This window comes from Streptomyces sp. enrichment culture, assembly GCF_964273145.1.
Taxonomy (GTDB): Bacteria; Actinomycetota; Actinomycetes; order Streptomycetales; family Streptomycetaceae; genus Streptomyces.
Genome location: NZ_OZ186873.1, coordinates 2906207 through 2921529, shown reverse-complemented (window position 1 = coordinate 2921529; position 15323 = coordinate 2906207). Strand labels below are relative to the sequence as shown.

Here is a 15323-nt window from a genome sequence, read left to right as displayed (position 1 = left end):
GGGACCCGGGGTGGTTCCGCGCGGCGGGGCGGGGCGGGGCTCAGCCGCCCGCCGCGGCGAGCGCGGCGCGCAGCCGGCCGCCGGAGTCCTCCAGGAGGCGGGCCGCCGACGGGCCGTCGACGTCCGCGAGCAGGATCAGGATGGCGTGCTTGACCTCGCCGCCGGCGGCGGCCAGGGCGCGTTCGATCTCCTCGTCGCCGGCGCCGGTGGCCAGGGCGACGATCCGGCGGGAGCGGGCGCGCAGCTTGTCGTTGGAGGCGCGGACGTCGACCATCAGGTTCCCGTAGGTCTTGCCCAGCCGGATCATCGTGATCGTCGAGATCATGTTGAGGACCAGCTTCTGGGCGGTGCCCGCCTTCAGCCGGGTGGACCCGGCGATCAGCTCCGGGCCGGTGACGACCTCGATGCCGTGCTCGGCCGCCGCCGCGAGGGCGCTGCCCGCGTTGCAGGCCAGGCCGACGGTGAGGGCGCCGAGGGCGCGGGCGTGCTCGACGGCGCCGATCGCGTACGGGGTGCGGCCGGAGGCCGAGACGCCGACCACCGTGTCGTCGGGGGTGAGCGCGAGGGCGTCGAGGTCGGCGCGGGCCAGCTCCCGGGAGTCCTCGGCGCCCTCGACCGGCGTGACCATCGCCTCGGGGCCGCCCGCGATCAGGCCGGTGACCTGGCCGGGGGCGGTGTTGAAGGTGGGCGGGCACTCGGAGGCGTCCAGCACGCCGAGCCGGCCGGCCGTGCCGGCGCCCGCGTAGACCAGCCGGCCGCCGCGCGCCATCCGGGCGGCGACGGCGTCGACGGCGGCGGCGATCTCGGGGAGCCGCGCGGCGACCGCGGCGGGCACGGTGGCGTCCTCGCCGTTCATCAGCCGGGCGATCTCCAGGGTGGGCAGGCGGTCGATGCCGGACAGCTCGGGCCGGAACGCCTCGGTGGCCAGGTGCTCCAACTGGGCCCGCAGGGCGTCCGGAGGGGAGGGAGAGGGAGAGGGGGAGGAGGCGGGGGAGGTCATGGCGGGGGCGGCTCTCTTCGGTCTCTTCCGGGAAGGGTCGGGTGCGGTGCCGGACGGTACGGGCGGTGCCGGGCGGCCCTACGGCTTCCCGCGGTGCGCTCCGTGCCGGGGTGTCCCGTGCCGGTGCGCGAGCGCCTCGTACGACGCCGCCAACGCGGGACCCGCCGCGTCGTACGTCCGCTGCGCCACCCCCACGAACAGGCAGTCCACGACGAGGAGCTGGCTGGTGCGGGAGGACATCGCCGCCGGGCGCAGTTCGGTCTCCCGGGAGGTGGCGGTGGTCAGCACGTGGTCGGCGTACTGCGTGACGGGGCCGTCGGGGCGGCCGGTGATCGCGATGGTGGTCGCCCCGTGCTCGAAGGCGACCCGCAGCGGCTCGATGACGTCGCCGGTCGAGCCGGAGTGGGTGATGGCGACGGCCACGTCCCCGGTGCGCAGCTGGACGGCGTTGGTGACGGCCAGGTGCGGATCACCGGGGGCGTGGGCTATCAGCCCTATGCGCAGGAGCTTCTGGGTGAGGTCCTGGGCGACCAGACCGGAGGCGCCGATGCCGTACACGTCGGTGCGGCGGGCGCCGGCCAGCGCGGTGACGGCCGCGCCGAGCTGCACGGTGTCCAGGCCGGCGGCGGTGTCGGCGAGGGTCTGCTGCTCGTCGTAGGCGAGCTTGGCGACGACGTCGGCGATCGGGTCGTCCACCGCGATGTCGGTGGTGATCGCGGGCGAGCGGCCGGACTGCTGCTGGGCGGCGAGCCCGGCCAGCGCCAGGCGCAGGTCCCGGTAGCCGGGGTAGCCGAGCAGGCGGGCGGTGCGGACGACGGTGGCCTCGCTGGTGCCGGTGCGTTCGGCGAGGCCGGTGACGGTGAGGGCCGCGCAGCCGGCCGGGTCGCCCGCCACGGCCTCGGCGACGCGTTGCATCGATCGGGTCATCGAGGGGGCCAGCGTGCGCACCTTGGCCACGAGCGCGGCGGGCGCGGGAGGCGCGGGGGGCGCGGAAGGCGAACTCGGCGCTCCCGTACGGCCGTTGCCCGCACTTCCGGTGGCCGGAGAGGCCGGGTCGAAAGTTTCCTTCACATTCTCGGTCACATGTGAAAGATATTTTCGGTTCGGCGGCCGGGTCAAGAGTGCGCACAATGGGTGCATGAACCCCATCAGCCCCCTGGAGCAGGCGTTGCACGCGGCGCGCTCCCTCGTCCTCGCCGACCTGGTCGCGGGCGAGGTCGCCGAGGCGGACGTGGTGTCCCTCGTCGAGGACTCGGTCGCCCAGCGGCGCTGGTGGGTCGAACAGTGGCCGGACGGCGCCGAGTACGTCGCCGGGCTGGTCGCCCAGGACGTGCAGGACGCCCTGCTGGAGCGGTACGGCCGCTGGCCGGTGTGCCCGGTGTGCGGCTCCGGCGACCCGCACGCCCTGGACGTCGAGCCCGAGCTCGGTCCCGACCCGCACTGGGTGTGCGCCAAGGCGGGCGTGAGGGTCGCCGCGGTCGGATCGCTGGGCACCGTCACCGGAACGGCGCAGTCCTCGTGAGGCCCCCGGTGACGCCGCCCGTGACGGACTTCGCCCCGGCGAGCGCGCCGTGACCGTCTACATCGACCCGCCAGCCTGGCCGGGCCACGGCCGGATGTGGTCGCACCTCGTCAGCGACGTCTCCTTCGACGAGCTGCACGCGTTCGCCGCGCGACTCGGCGTCCCCCGGCGTGCCTTCGACCGCGACCACTACGACATCCCGGCCCACCGCTACGCCGACGCGGTGCGCGCCGGCGCCGTCGAGGCCGGCAGCCGCGAGGTGGTGTGGATGCTGCGCGCCGCCGGGCTGCGCCGGCCCAAGCGGCGCGATCAGCCGCGCAGTTCGTAGGCGTGTTCCTCCTCGTCCGCGGCGACCCGGGTGAAACCGGCGCGGGCGAGGACGCGCTGGGAGGCGGTGTTGCCGGGCTCGGTCCTCGCGAACAGGCTCGTCACGTCCTCGCGGGCCAGCGCCCACGCCGACAGCGTGCGCAGCGCCTCGGTGGCGAAGCCGTGGCCGCGGGCGGCCTCGACGAGGTCGTAGCCGATCTCCACGCGGCCGTCCTCGGCCGGCGGGCCGTGGAAGCCCATCGAGCCGACCGCCAGATCGTCCTCCCGCCGGACCAGCGCGAACATCCCCCACTCCGGCCGCAGCAGGCCCTCCTCGTACTGCTTCACCATGATCCCGGCGCCCTCGCGGGTCCCCTCGAACGGTCCGTCCCCCGCCCACGTGAACCCGCCGTCCCCGCCCACGGCCAGGTCGGCGGCGGAGGCGGGGGTGACGCCTTCGAGGGTGAGCCGGTCGCTGCCGAGCACCAGGTTGTTGTGCCAGAGCCACTCGGTGACCGGGGCGCGGCCGGGCAGCTCGCCGCGGCCGGTCGCCCACAGCAGGGTGGGCCAGGGGGCGGGGCCGGGCCGGACGTCGGGGAAGATCCGGGTCAGGGCGTAGGAGACCGCCTCGGCGGGCGGCTCGTAGACCAGCCCGAGGCCGCGGGCGATGTCGTGGGTGTGCAGCAGCACCTCGGTGATGCCCATGGCGGCGAAGCCCTCGCGGTTCGCGCTGCGGAAGGGGGCCGGGTGGAAGGCGCGGACGGCGCGCGGGGTGGCGCGGACGGCGGCGGCGAGCAGGCCGCCCGTCGCCTCGACCACCCGCAGCACGCCCTCGTTGCCGGTGCCCTCCTCCAGGCTGATCCCGAAGGAGAGGCGGCCGTCGGCCACCCGGCCGGCCAGTCGGCTCGCGTAGCCGACGAAGCACTCCGCGATGTGCACCGCCGTCGTGCGGCAGCTCCACTCCAGTCCCCCGGCCCGCACCCGCTCCCAGTCCCGGTCCGTCGCCGTCCGCAGCAGCGCCGCGGCGCTCGCCACGGCCTCGTCCAGTCGTTCCCCGCCGGTGTTCCGCATGTGCGTCAGGCTACGGGGCGGACGATCGCCGGGCGACGGTTTTCCGGGTGATGTCCGGTTCGGGGAACGGGTGTTCACGGCGCGGCCCGTCGTGCCACGATCACGCTGTGAGCAGCAGCAGCAGCAGCAGCAACAACAACAGCAGTGGCGGTGGTGGCGGCCGTGCGGCCGGTGACGGTGACCGGCGTCTGCGCGACCTGGCGCTGCTGCGCCGCGTCCGCGACCGGATCGACCGGGAGTACGCCCAGCCGCTGGACGTGGAGGCGCTCGCCCGCGGCGTGCACATGTCGGCCGGGCACCTCAGCCGCGCGTTCAAGGCCGCCTTCGGCGAGTCGCCGTACAGCTATCTGATGACGCGGCGCATCGAGCGGGCGATGACGCTGCTGCGCCGCGGCGACCTCAGCGTCACCGAGGTCTGCTTCGCGGTCGGCTGCTCCTCGCTGGGCACCTTCAGCACGCGCTTCAGCGAACTGGTCGGCGTGCCGCCCAGCGTCTACAAGCGCGAGGCGGCCCGCACGACGGCGGGGATGCCGCCGTGCGTGGCGAAACAGGTGACCAGACCGGTCAGGGACCCGGGCGACCGGAACGGGCGGGGGCAGGACTGATCGGGGGCAGGGCCGGCCGGGCCGTTCCCGCCTCCCGGCGAGGGGTCAGGGCAGGGCCAGCAGGTCCAGTTCGGCGGTGAGGTTGTAGCGGGCGGTCGCCTCCCACTTCTCCCGGCCGTACGGCGTCCTGAACAGCCGCGGCAGGTCCAGCAGGTGGCGCAGGACGGCGGCGCGGCCCGCGCGGAAGGCGTCGCTCGGCACGAAGTGGTACTCCTCGCGGACGGCCGCGGTGTAGGCGGCGTACGCCGACGGCGGCGCGGCGAGGATCGCCAGGTCCGCGTCGCACAGCACCTCGCCGTCGCGGTCGCCGTCGGCCGGGTCGTGGCCCGCGGTGAGCCGGACCAGGCGGGCCACCTCGGCCGTCTTCTCCCGCGGCACCCCGGCCTCGGGCAGGGCGCGCTCGGCCAGGCGGGCCGAGCGCTCCTCGTTCTCGGAGCGGTCGGGCAGGTAGACGGCGTCGTGGAACCACGCGGCCAGCCGGACCGTGTCCGGGTCGGCCGCGTACTCCGCCAGCACGTCGACGTGGTCCAGGACCGCGGTGAGGTGCGTGAGCGTGTGGTACCGGCGCTGCGGCTCCCGCCAGCGGGCGAGCAGGTTCTCGGCGTACGGCGCCGGGTCGGGGCCGGGACCGGGGCCCCGGGCTCCTTCCAGGGCGCGGGCGAAGCGGGAGCGCAGGGCGTCGAGATCGGCCATGGGGCCATTGTCCCCGAGGCGGTCGGGGCCGCCCGGCGCACACCGGCCGGGCACCGCTCGCGTCGCCACCGCACGGCCACCCGGCCGGGCCGGGACCCCCTCGGCCCCGTGCGCGTCGCCGCGGAGATCCACCTCGGCTCGTACCGTCTTTCCGGGACCGCCCCCTTCCCGCGGCCCGACGGACAGCCGGCTCGCCAGGCAGGCCACCAGCCACAGGCCGCGGCCTGCTTCCGCCTCGGGATTTCCGGGCGCGCACGGCCGGGCCGGCGGCAAGCGGTCCCCCCTGGTGTCGGTGACCTCGACGCGTACGCGGTCGCGGGCGGCGGTCAGCGTCAGGCTCAGGTGGAAGTCGCGGCCGGGGACGCGGCCGTGCGTCACCGCGTTCGCGGCGAGTTCCGCCACGACCAGGGTGAGCGTCTCGTTCACTTCCGATTCGTACGGGAAGCCCCAGGCGTCCAGGCGGTGGGAGGTGAGCCGCCGGGCCAGGCGGGCCCCGCGCGGCGTGGCGGTGAAGGCCATGGCGAACTCCTGCTGGGAGCCGGTGCGTTGCCCCGTCCTCCCGAACGGGGGAATTTCGGTCGTCATGCCGGTGAGCTTCGTGCCCCCGCACCTACGGTGACCAGCGACGAGTCCCTTACACAGCGTCGCTGTGGGGGGTGCCGTACGTGTCTGTCGGGGCAGGGAAGGGGACGGTCGATGGCACAGGTTCCGAGGCAGTCGGCGGCGCGGGAGGCGGACCCCGCCGACGAACTCCTGCGGTGCTTCGGCAGGCAGGAGAAGATCCTGCGCGAGCGGGCCGGGCTCACCCAGGCCGCGCTCGCCCAGCGGCTCGGGTACAGCGAGGCGCAGATCGCCGCGATCGAACAGGGGCGGCGCATCCCACGGCCGGAGACCATCGACAGGCTCGACACCCTGCTGGACGGCGGTGGGCTGTTGACCGCCATGAAGCGGGCCGTGGCGCTCACCCGGTACCCGGCCTTCTTCCGCGACGCGGCGCGGATCGAGGAGGAGGCCGTCGAGTTCCACGCGTACGCGGTGCTGGCCGTGCCCGGACTGCTTCAGACCGAGGAATATGCGCGGACCATGTTCACCGTGTGGCGGCCCCGGCGGCGCGAGGACGAGATCGAGGAGATGGTGGCGGCGCGGCTGGCCCGCCACGGGATCTACGGGAGGAAGCCCGCGCCGACGCTGAGCTTCGTCATCGAGGAGTCCGTGCTGGAGCGGCCGTTCGGCGGAGCCGACGTGCTGCGCGGCCAGCTGGAGCACATCCGGCTCGTCGCCGAGAACCCCCACGTCGAGATCCAGGTCATGCCGACCCGGGTCGTCGACCACGCGGGCGCGGACGGCCCGTTCACGCTGATGACCCCGGAAGGCGGGGAACAGGTGGCGTACGTGGAGAGCCAGGCCAACGGGCGCGTGATCACCGACCGGGAAAGCGTGCGCGGCTTCGCCGTGCGGTATGGAATCCTGCGGGCACAGGCGCTGTCCCCTGCCGAATCCGTGCGTCACATCGAGAAGTTGCTGCAAGGAGAGCTATGAACACCGAGCAGTCCCCGGCACAGGCGCTCCATTGGTTCAAGTCCAGCCACAGCGGTGGCGCAGGCGGCGAGTGCGTCGAGGTCGCCGCCCTCCCCCACTCCGTCCACATCCGCGACTCCAAGGACACCGGCCGGGGCTCCCTCACCGTGTCCCCCGCCTCCTGGTCCGCCTTCCTCGCCCACACCGGCCGTCGTCACTGACCGAAGGCCGACGTCGGCACACCGGTGACGGCCGCCTTGGCCCTCACCGGTGTGTCCCGGCAGCGTCGTCCGCAGCGAACAAAACAAGGCGCGTACGGCCGCACCAGGCCCTGGGGCCGCTCCTTCGGGGGCGGCCCGAGCGCTTTCCGGGAGGGACCGGGGACATCCGGGCCGGCCTCGGAAACGCACCGGCGGGCCGGCGCCCTCCAGGGGCGTCATCGCCCCGCGTAACGGGCGAACGGCGGGGGCCTGCCGAGCACCGCGCGGGGCGTCCGGCGGGGCGGCGCCGCCGGGTCCGGGTCGCGTGCCGGTGACCGCACTAGCGTGGGGCCATGACGACACCTGCCGATCTGCCCGACGTCCGCGACCCCGAGCTGCCCGGGCGGCTCCTGGCCACCGAGCGGGACGCGCTCGTGCCGCTGCTGCGCTCCCGGAAGGACGAGGATTTCACGCTGCCGGTGGCGGCCTGCCCCGGCTGGACGGTGCGGGACGTGCTCGCGCACTGCTCGTCCGCGCTGGTCCGGGTGGTGGAGGGGCGTTCTGGGGAGGGCGCCTTCTCGCCCGAGTCGAACGACCGCGGCATCGCCGAGCGCGCCGGCTGGGCGCATCAGCGGGTCGTCGACGAGCTGGAGCGCGCCATGACCGAGGCGGGTCCGGTGATCGGCCGCGCGGGCGGCGCCCTGGACCTGGTCGCGCTGGGCGGGTGGGTGCACGCCGGTGACGTGCGCGAGGCCCTCGGGGAGCCGGGGGCGTACGCGGGCCCCGGACTGCCGGACGCGCTCGCGCTGCTCGCCGTCGTCACCCGCGACCGCGGCCGCGTCCCGCTCCACGCCGACCTCGACGACGTGGACGAGCCGCTGAGGCTGGGCGGGGCGAGCGGCGAGCGGCCCCCGGGGCGTTTCATCGGCGACGCCGCCACGCTCGTACGGCTGTACGCGGGCCGGCCGGTGGACGGGGCCGCGTACGAGCTGGCGGGGGTGGGGGAGCGGGAGCTGAACCTCTTCGGATGAGGCCGCTTGCGGCGTGACCCGGAACACGAGAGGGCCGGGAGCGTAGTCTGGGACCAGATTGGACTAGACCTGTAGCCGCCGACGTATCCGACGAATGGGGTCCCATGAGCAAGCGTGCAGTCCTGGAGGTGATCGCCCTCGACGTCGAGGACGCCGTCGCCGCCCGGGCCGGAGGCGCGGACCGCCTCGAACTGGTCACCGACATGGCCGCCGACGGGCTCACCCCGTCCGCCCGGACCGTGACCGCGGTCCGGGCGGCCGTCGACATCGACGTCCGGGTGATGCTGCGGCTCGCGGCCGGGTTCGCCGCCGGGGACGTGGAGCGGCTGGTGCGGGCGGCCGGGGAGATGCGGGAGGCCGGCGCGGACCAGTTCGTGCTCGGGTTCCTCGACCCGCACGGCGGGGTGGACCTCGCGGCGGTGGAGCGGGTCGTCGCCGTGCTGGACGGCTGCCGGTGGACGTTCCACCGCGCGATCGACCGGGCCGCCGACCGCGAAGCCCTGCGCAAGCAGCTCGCCGACCTGCCGGGACTGGACGCCTACCTGACGGCCGGGGCGGCCGGCGGGGTGGACGAGGGGCTCGCGACGCTGTGCGCGGAGGCCCGGCGGCGCGGCGAGCCCGGGTACGAACCGCGGCTCATGGCGGGCGGCGGGCTGCGGCTGGAGCACGTCCCGGTGCTGCGGGAGGCCGGCGTCGACGCCTTCCACATCGGCGGGGCTGCCCGCCCGGACGGCTGGACGGGACCCGTGTCGGCACGGGCGGTCGCCCACTGGCGGCGGGCCGTCGACGGCTGAACGGCCGGCGCCGGCGGCAGGTGCCGGCTGACCGTCCCGCGCCGGTGGCCGACGGCCGGTGCCGGAGGGGCGACGGCCGGGCGCCCGGCTCCGCCCGCCGGCGCAGGGCGCTCGGCGGTCCGTGCCGGAGGGGCGACGGCCCGACGATCGCCGATCGGGCGCCGCCGCCGGGGCCCCGGGAGGCGGCGGCTACGCCAGCTGCGGCGGCAGTGGGGCCGCGTGGGTGACGATCAGGCCGGACACCGCCCGGGTCAGCGCCACGTACAGGCGGCGCAGGCCCGTGCGCTCGTCCGGCTCGCCGTCCACCACGGCCCGCGGCTCGTCCAGCACGACGTAGTCGTACTCCAGGCCCTTGGCCAGCGACGCCGGGACCAGCGTCAGCCGGGTCTCCCGCGTCGTCTCCTCGCCGGGGCCGAGGTGACCGATCCCCGCCGCCGTGAGGGCCTCGGCCAGGCCGGGGACCCGGGCGTCGGCGGCGATCAGGCCGACGGAGCCCTCGCGGCGCAGCAGCTCCCGGCAGGCGTCGACGACGTCCTCGGCGCCGGTGGCCTCGCGCACCTCGAAGAAGCCCGGGTTCTCGCGGATCGACCGCACCGGCGCCAGGCCCGGCGCGATGTGCGGCAGCAGCCGGGACGCGTAGGCGATGACGTCCGTCGGCACGCGGAAACCGGCCGTCAGCTCCTCGACCACCGCGTCGTCCTTGCCCAGGTGCGCCAGCGCCTCCCGCCAGCTGCGCGTCGCCCACGGCGTGGTGCCCTGCGCCAGGTCGCCGAGGACGGTCGCCGAGCCGGTGGTGCAGCGGCGGCCCACCGCCCGGTACTGCATGGGGGACAGGTCCTGCGCCTCGTCCAGGACGACGTGGCCGAGGGAGGGGGTGCGCTCGATCAGGTCGGTGGCCTCGTCGATCAGCACGGCGTCCGCGGGCGACCACTTGGCCGACCCCACCGACCGGGCGGGCTTCGTCCACAGGATCGCCTTCTGCTCCTGCGCGGTGAGGATCCCGTCGGCGTGTGCGGCGAGGAAGTCCGCGTCCGCCAGCAGCCGCAGCACGAGTTTCGCCGGGTCGACGGCCGGCCAGATCTCCTTCACCGCCGCCTTGACCGCGCCGGTGCGGGCCACGGCGTTCTGCACCCGGTCGTCCGGGGCCTCGCCCGCCCGCTCCATCTGCACCAGCACGGCGTGCGCGATCCGCTGCGGGAGGGCCTCGCGGGCGGCGCCGTAGCGGATGCCGCGCTCCAGCAGCTCCCGGACGATTCCCTCGACCTCGTACGCCGGAACCCGCCAGCGGCGCGAGCCGCGCACGACCACGACCGCCTCGGTGGGCATCGTCACGTGCGCGTACAGGGCCCGGCGCAGCACCTCCGCCATCCGGGCGTCCCCCTTGACGGCGGCGGCGTCCGCGTCGTCCGCGCCCCGCACCTCGACGTGCGCGACGAGGTCGTCGACCGTGGCCTGACGGACCGTCAGCTCACCCAGTGCGGGCAGGACCTGCTCGATGTAGTGGAGGAAGGAGCGGTTCGGCCCGACGACGAGGGTGCCGGTGCGGGCGAGCCGCTCGCGGTGGGCGTAGAGGAGGTAGGCGACCCGGTGCAGGCCGACGGCCGTCTTCCCGGTGCCGGGGCCTCCCTGCACGCACACCGTGCCGGACAGCCCCGAGCGGACGATCTCGTCCTGCTCGGGCTGGATGGTCGCCACGATGTCCCGCATCGGGCCGACGCGGGGCCGCTCGATCTCCCGCTGGAGCAGCCTGCTGGTGACCGCCGCCTCGGCCGGGTCGGACAGGTGCTCGTCCTCGTACGCCGTGAGGTCGCCGCCGGTGTAGCCGAAGCGGCGGCGCAGCGCGACGTCCATCGGGTCCTTCCTGGACGCCCGGTAGAACGGCTGCGCCACCGGCGCGCGCCAGTCGATCACCATGGGGTCGCCGTCGGCGTCGTGCACATGGCGGCGCCCGATGTAGAAGCGTTCCCCTTCCGCCCCTTCGGCCCGGTCGACGCCGGGGGCGTGCAGATAGTCGAGCCGGCCGAAGAACAGCGGGGTGTCGCTGAGGTCGGCCAGCGCCTTGACGCGTTCCGCGATCTGCCCCTCCAGGACCTGGGCGTTGACCCAGTTCGCGGTGACGTCGCGGATGTCGAGGGACTCGACGTCCGCCCGCATCGCGCGCAGGGCGGCGCGGGACGCGGCGAGGTGGGCGCGCTCGCGGGACAGGGGGTCGTCGTCGACGGGAGCGGCCGGCGGTGGGGAGGGCGTGGCTGATGCGGACGGCGTGGACGGCCTGGACAAGGGGGTGCCTCCGGAAGACCTGCTGCTGCGTGGTGGGCCGCGTCGGCTCGGGACGCGTCGATGCCGGCCGGTTTCCGTCCGGGCGGCGGCACTCCGGGAGGGAGGCGGGGCAAGAGCGGAGATTGTAGGGGAGCGGGGGAGGCGGGAGCCAATGGTTTTCCGGCCCGCCCCGCGCGTCCCTTAGGGGGCGGCGTCTCCACCCTGAGGGGCACCGCGGGACCGCCGGTCCCCCCAGAGGCGTACGCGGCGGGGGTCCGGGTTCGCCCCGCAGACCGATGCCCGCATTGTGCCCGAAACGCCACTATGGAGACATGAGCGCCGTAACCATCTCCCTCGCCCCGGCACCGGGCCGCGCGTCCGGTGCCACGACCACGGCCGGCGGCCGCCGGCACCGCCTCGGCGACGCGCTGCGCGCCGTGCGCGTGTTCGCGGGCGCCGCCTTCGACGTCGTCGTCCTCGGCGAGTGCGGCGAGTACGGCGAGCACGGCGGGGAAGCGGGCGTGCGCCGCAGGTGAGCGAACGGGTCACCACGTGACCCGCCGGGCTCATCGCGCGGCGTGCCCCTCCCATCTCCCTCGGGCCATCTCCCTCGGGCCCGCTTCCCCGTCCCGGTCCTTCGGGCTCCCGGCTTCCCGGGCTCCCGGTCCCTCAGCTCTCCGCCAGCAGCTCGTCCGCGTCCATGATCCGGTAGGCGTACCCCTGCTCCGCCAGGAAGCGCTGGCGGTGGGCGGCGAAGTCCTGGTCGATGGTGTCGCGGGCGACCACCGAGTAGAAGTGCGCCTGGTGGCCGTCGGCCTTCGGCCGCAGCACCCGCCCCAGGCGCTGCGCCTCCTCCTGGCGGGAGCCGAAGGTGCCCGACACCTGGACGGCGACCGTCGCCTCCGGCAGGTCGATGGAGAAGTTGGCGACCTTGGAGACGACGAGGACGTTGATCTCGCCCTGGCGGAAGGCCTCGAAGAGCTTCTCGCGCTGCGCGTTGGACGTCTCGCCCTTGATCACCGGCGCGCCCAGGTGCTCGCCCAGTTCGTCGAGCTGGTCGATGTACTGGCCGATGACGAGGATCTGCTGCCCGGCGAACCGCCGGACGATCGCCTCCGTCACCTTCCGCTTGGTCGCGGTGGTCGCGCAGAAGCGGTACTTCTCCTCGGCCTCGGCGGTGGCGTACGCCAGCCGCTCGGAGTCGGTGAGGTTGACCCGGACCTCCACGCAGTCGGCGGGCGCGATGTAGCCCTGCGCCTCGATCTCCTTCCACGGCGCGTCGAACCGCTTCGGCCCGATGAGCGAGAACACGTCCGACTCCCGGCCGTCCTCGCGCACCAGGGTCGCCGTCAGGCCCAGCCGCCGCCGCGCCTGGAGGTCGGCGGTGAACTTGAACACCGGCGCGGGCAGCAGGTGCACCTCGTCGTAGACGATCAGGCCCCAGTCGCGGGAGTCGAACAGCTCCAGGTGCGGGTAGACGCCCTTCCGCTTCGTCGTCAGCACCTGGTACGTGGCGATGGTGACGGGCCGGATCTCCTTCTTCGTCCCGCTGTACTCGCCGATCTCGTCCTCGGTCAGCGAGGTCCGCTTCACCAGCTCGTGCTTCCACTGCCGGGCCGAGACCGTGTTGGTGACCAGGATCAGCGTGGTCGACTTCGCCTGGGCCATCGACCCGGCGCCGACCAGCGTCTTCCCCGCGCCGCAGGGCAGGACGACGACGCCGGAGCCGCCGTGCCAGAAGTTCTCCACCGCCTGCTTCTGGTAGGGCCGCAGCGTCCAGCCGTCCTCGCGCAGCTCGATCGGGTGCGCCTCGCCGTCGACGTACCCGGCGAGGTCCTCGGCGGGCCAGCCCAGCTTCAGCAGCACCTGCTTGATCTGGCCGCGCTCGGAGGGGTGCACGGCCACCGTGTCGGCGTCGATGCGGGCGCCGACCAGCGGAGCGATCCGCTTGGACTTCAGGACCTCCTCCAGCACCGGCCGGTCGGTGGTGGTCAGCACCAGCCCGTGCGCCGGGTGCTTGGAGAGGGTGAGCCGGCCGTAGCGGTCCATCGTCTCGGCGATGTCGACCAGCAGCGCGTGCGGCACCGGGTAGCGGCTGTACTCCACCAGCGCGTCCACGACCTGCTCGGCGTCGTGCCCGGCGGCGCGCGCGTTCCACAGGCCGAGCGGGGTGACCCGGTAGGTGTGGATGTGCTCCGGCGCCCGCTCCAGCTCGGCGAAGGGCGCGATGGCGCGGCGGCAGTCGTCGGCCCGCTCGTGGTCGACCTCCAGGAGCAGGGTCTTGTCGGACTGGACGATCAGCGGACCATTCACGCGCGGCACCCTTTCGCTAGCGCGGCCGGACGGCTCGGCCAAACGTCCAGTGTGCCTGATCGACACGGAGGGGTGCCGCGTTCCGCGCGTCCTGTCCTACTGAATGCCTTTTCATCCCAACGTGTGGCGTGAATTCGGCTTTCCGGAGGAACCCCCGAAGAATGGCGGACTGTGCAGAATACGCCGACCACGACGCTCGGATACGCGCTGTTCGCCACCCGCTGGCTCCAGGCCCCGCTGTACTTCGGGCTGGTAGCCGCGCAGGGCGTGTACGTCTACAAGTTCTTCAACGAACTGTGGGCATTAATCCTCCGCTGTGTGACCGGACAGGCGACCGAGACGTACGTCATGCTCGCCGTCCTCAAACTGGTCGACGTCGTCATGATCGCGAACCTGCTGATCATGGTGATCGTCGGCGGCTACGAGACCTTCGTCTCGCGCATCGGCCTCCAGGGCCACCGCGACCAGCCGGAATGGCTGTCGCACGTCAATTCCAACGTGCTGAAGGTGAAGCTGGCCACGGCCATCGTGGGCATCTCCTCCGTGCACCTGCTCCAGATGTTCGTGGACGTGCACCACACCTCCCGCCACGCACTGCTGTGGGGGACGGTGATCCACATGGCGTTCATCGTCTCGGCGGCGATCCTGGCGTACATGTCCGGGCCGATGGCCGAGCACGCCGGGCACTCCCGGGGCGCCGGGCACCAGGCACCCCGGGAACACGCGGAGCACGCCGCGCCCCCCGAGTCCCCCCGGCCGGCCCCTTCCGCTTCCACCGGCGGCGGGCCGGCCCTCCCCACCGATGCCGGGCCGGTGCCCTCCGCCGAAGTCCGGCCGGTCCCCTCAGCCGAGGTCCGGCCGGTCCCCTCCGTCGGCGGCGGGCCGGCCCTCCCCACCGATGCCCGGCCGGTCCTTTTCACCGATGCCCGGCCGGTCCCTTCCGCCGAAGTCCGGCCGGTCCCCTCAGCCGAGGTCCGGCCGGTCCCCTCAGCCGAGGTCCGGCCGGTCCCCTCCGTCGGCGGCGGGCCGGCCCTCCCCGCCGATGCCGGGCCGGTGCCCATCCCCCGGCAGGCCGGCTCCTTCCCCCGGGAGACGTACGAGTCCGGCGCCGAGGACCGCATCCGGGCCGCCGGGTTCCCCTCCCGCAAGCTGCTGGAGGACTTCGACGCCGACCACCCCCGGGTGTTCGACCGGGAGACCGTGGCCCGCCTCGGCAAGCTGGACTTCGTCACCGACCGCCGCAACGCCGTCCTGGTCGGCCCGCCCGGCACGGGCAAGACCCACCTGGCCGTCGCCCTCGGCGTGCGCGCCTGCCAGGCCGGGCACCGGGTGCTGTTCGCGACCGCCGCCCGGTGGGCCCTGCGGCTGGGCGAGGCGCGGGCGGCGGGGCGGCTCGCCGAGGAACTGGCCGCCCTCGACGCGTACCCGCTGCTGATCGTCGACGAGGTCGGGTACGTCCCCTTCGACGCGGACGCCTCCCGGCTCCTGTTCCAGTTGGTCGCCCACCGCTACGAGCGCGGCTCGCTGATCGTGACCGGCGACCGGCCGCCCGTCCGCTTCGAGGAGGTCTTCGCCGGTCCGGCCGTCCCGGCGATGGTGGACCGGCTGGTCCACCACGCCGAGATCGTGCGGATCGAGGGGGACAGCTACCGGCTGCGCCGCGCTACCTCAGAGTGGGCAGACTGACGTTGTTGAGCAGCGGTCCCTCGATGCTGATCCCCTCGGTGACCAGGGACTCCGCGCCGGTGGCCGGAAGCGGCAGCGGTAACGGCAGGGGGGCCGCCGCGGCCGCGGGGGCGAGGACGGCGAGCAGGACGCCGCAGGCCAGGGCGGTGCCGGAGGCGGCGAGGGCGGCGCGGGTACGGGCGGGCGGCTTGGGGCGCATGGTCGTTGCGGGCCTTTCGCGGACGAGGTGACGGCGGCGCGGTGCGGTGTGGTCCACCGGCCGGCGGACCATCCCGGGGACGCCGGGACCGGCCCGCCGGCCGGGCGGAGCACGTCGGATCCGCGA

Annotated in this window: 16 protein-coding genes and 1 pseudogene; 9 read left to right on the top strand and 8 right to left on the bottom strand. The window is 74.6% G+C overall.

Going from position 1 to position 15323, the window contains the following annotated elements; translation table 11 throughout:
- Positions 1–40: 40 nt before the first annotated feature.
- Together murQ and ACSU6Z_RS13095 are read right to left on the bottom strand one after the other, a co-directional pair.
- Positions 41–1000 (bottom strand): N-acetylmuramic acid 6-phosphate etherase, encoded by a 960-nt coding sequence (gene murQ, locus ACSU6Z_RS13100; RefSeq protein ID WP_437045486.1) that lies wholly within the window; start codon positions 998–1000, stop codon positions 41–43.
- A gap of 78 nt (positions 1001–1078) precedes the next feature.
- Positions 1079–2083, bottom strand: coding sequence for a MurR/RpiR family transcriptional regulator (locus tag ACSU6Z_RS13095; protein ID WP_437045484.1), 1005 nt, complete (start codon positions 2081–2083; stop codon positions 1079–1081).
- 55 nt (positions 2084–2138) lie between these two features.
- On the opposite strand from ACSU6Z_RS13095, the gene ACSU6Z_RS13090 reads away from it, so the two are divergent.
- Both ACSU6Z_RS13090 and ACSU6Z_RS13085 read left to right on the top strand, forming a co-directional pair.
- Positions 2139–2522: a hypothetical protein gene (locus ACSU6Z_RS13090; protein ID WP_437045482.1), complete on the top strand. Its 384-nt coding sequence runs from the start codon at positions 2139–2141 to the stop codon at positions 2520–2522.
- 49 nt (positions 2523–2571) lie between these two features.
- Positions 2572–2850: a DUF4031 domain-containing protein gene (locus ACSU6Z_RS13085; RefSeq protein ID WP_437045480.1), complete on the top strand. Its 279-nt coding sequence runs from the start codon at positions 2572–2574 to the stop codon at positions 2848–2850.
- Here the strand turns inward: ACSU6Z_RS13085 and ACSU6Z_RS13080 are convergent.
- Positions 2832–3899: a GNAT family N-acetyltransferase gene (locus ACSU6Z_RS13080; RefSeq protein ID WP_437045478.1), complete on the bottom strand. Its 1068-nt coding sequence runs from the start codon at positions 3897–3899 to the stop codon at positions 2832–2834. The genes ACSU6Z_RS13085 and ACSU6Z_RS13080 overlap by 19 nt on opposite strands.
- Before the next feature lie 188 nt (positions 3900–4087).
- Here ACSU6Z_RS13080 and ACSU6Z_RS13075 point away from each other — a divergent pair, with 188 nt between their 5' ends.
- Positions 4088–4504: a helix-turn-helix transcriptional regulator gene (locus ACSU6Z_RS13075; protein ID WP_437050292.1), complete on the top strand. Its 417-nt coding sequence runs from the start codon at positions 4088–4090 to the stop codon at positions 4502–4504.
- A gap of 45 nt (positions 4505–4549) precedes the next feature.
- Here ACSU6Z_RS13075 and ACSU6Z_RS13070 read toward each other — a convergent pair whose 3' ends face one another.
- Both ACSU6Z_RS13070 and ACSU6Z_RS13065 read right to left on the bottom strand, forming a co-directional pair.
- Positions 4550–5329 (bottom strand): HD domain-containing protein, encoded by a 780-nt coding sequence (locus ACSU6Z_RS13070; RefSeq protein ID WP_437050291.1) that lies wholly within the window; start codon positions 5327–5329, stop codon positions 4550–4552.
- Between the two features lie 18 nt (positions 5330–5347).
- Positions 5348–5716 (bottom strand): annotated as a pseudogene (locus tag ACSU6Z_RS13065) (ATP-binding protein); the annotation flags it as partial.
- Positions 5717–5893: 177 nt separating this feature from the next.
- Between ACSU6Z_RS13065 and ACSU6Z_RS13060 the strand changes: the two are divergent.
- From ACSU6Z_RS13060 to ACSU6Z_RS13045, 4 genes are all read left to right on the top strand, one after another.
- Entirely contained in the window at positions 5894–6736 is an 843-nt protein-coding gene (locus ACSU6Z_RS13060) for a helix-turn-helix domain-containing protein (protein WP_437045476.1), read from the top strand.
- Positions 6733–6936 (top strand): DUF397 domain-containing protein, encoded by a 204-nt coding sequence (locus ACSU6Z_RS13055; protein WP_437018511.1) that lies wholly within the window; start codon positions 6733–6735, stop codon positions 6934–6936. The genes ACSU6Z_RS13060 and ACSU6Z_RS13055 overlap by 4 nt, the downstream gene beginning before the upstream one ends.
- 332 nt (positions 6937–7268) lie before the next feature.
- On the top strand, positions 7269–7946 hold the full coding sequence (locus ACSU6Z_RS13050; RefSeq protein WP_437045474.1) for a maleylpyruvate isomerase family mycothiol-dependent enzyme: 678 nt from the start codon (positions 7269–7271) through the stop codon (positions 7944–7946).
- A 104-nt stretch (positions 7947–8050) separates the two neighbouring features.
- Positions 8051–8740 carry a copper homeostasis protein CutC gene (locus tag ACSU6Z_RS13045; protein ID WP_437045472.1) on the top strand — a complete coding sequence of 230 codons (690 nt, stop codon included), beginning with the start codon at positions 8051–8053 and terminating at the stop codon, positions 8738–8740.
- Positions 8741–8929: 189 nt separating this feature from the next.
- Here ACSU6Z_RS13045 and ACSU6Z_RS13040 read toward each other — a convergent pair whose 3' ends face one another.
- The gene (locus ACSU6Z_RS13040) at positions 8930–11020 is read right to left on the bottom strand and encodes a HelD family protein (protein ID WP_437045470.1); all 2091 of its coding nucleotides are present in this window, start codon (positions 11018–11020) and stop codon (positions 8930–8932) included.
- A gap of 311 nt (positions 11021–11331) precedes the next feature.
- Between ACSU6Z_RS13040 and ACSU6Z_RS13035 the strand changes: the two genes are divergently transcribed.
- Positions 11332–11535 carry a hypothetical protein gene (locus tag ACSU6Z_RS13035; protein ID WP_437045468.1) on the top strand — a complete coding sequence of 68 codons (204 nt, stop codon included), beginning with the start codon at positions 11332–11334 and terminating at the stop codon, positions 11533–11535.
- 133 nt (positions 11536–11668) lie between these two features.
- Here the strand turns inward: ACSU6Z_RS13035 and ACSU6Z_RS13030 are convergent, their stop codons facing one another.
- Positions 11669–13312: a DNA repair helicase XPB gene (locus tag ACSU6Z_RS13030; RefSeq protein WP_437045466.1), complete on the bottom strand. Its 1644-nt coding sequence runs from the start codon at positions 13310–13312 to the stop codon at positions 11669–11671.
- A gap of 171 nt (positions 13313–13483) precedes the next feature.
- Between ACSU6Z_RS13030 and istB the strand changes: the two genes are divergently transcribed.
- Complete coding sequence (gene istB, locus ACSU6Z_RS13025; RefSeq protein WP_437045464.1) at positions 13484–14998, top strand: IS21-like element helper ATPase IstB; 1515 nt, start codon at positions 13484–13486, stop codon at positions 14996–14998.
- Here istB and ACSU6Z_RS13020 read toward each other — a convergent pair.
- Positions 14976–15197 (bottom strand): hypothetical protein, encoded by a 222-nt coding sequence (locus tag ACSU6Z_RS13020; RefSeq protein ID WP_437045462.1) that lies wholly within the window; start codon positions 15195–15197, stop codon positions 14976–14978. The two genes, istB and ACSU6Z_RS13020, sit on opposite strands and share 23 nt — an antisense overlap.
- Positions 15198–15323: the final 126 nt, after the last annotated feature.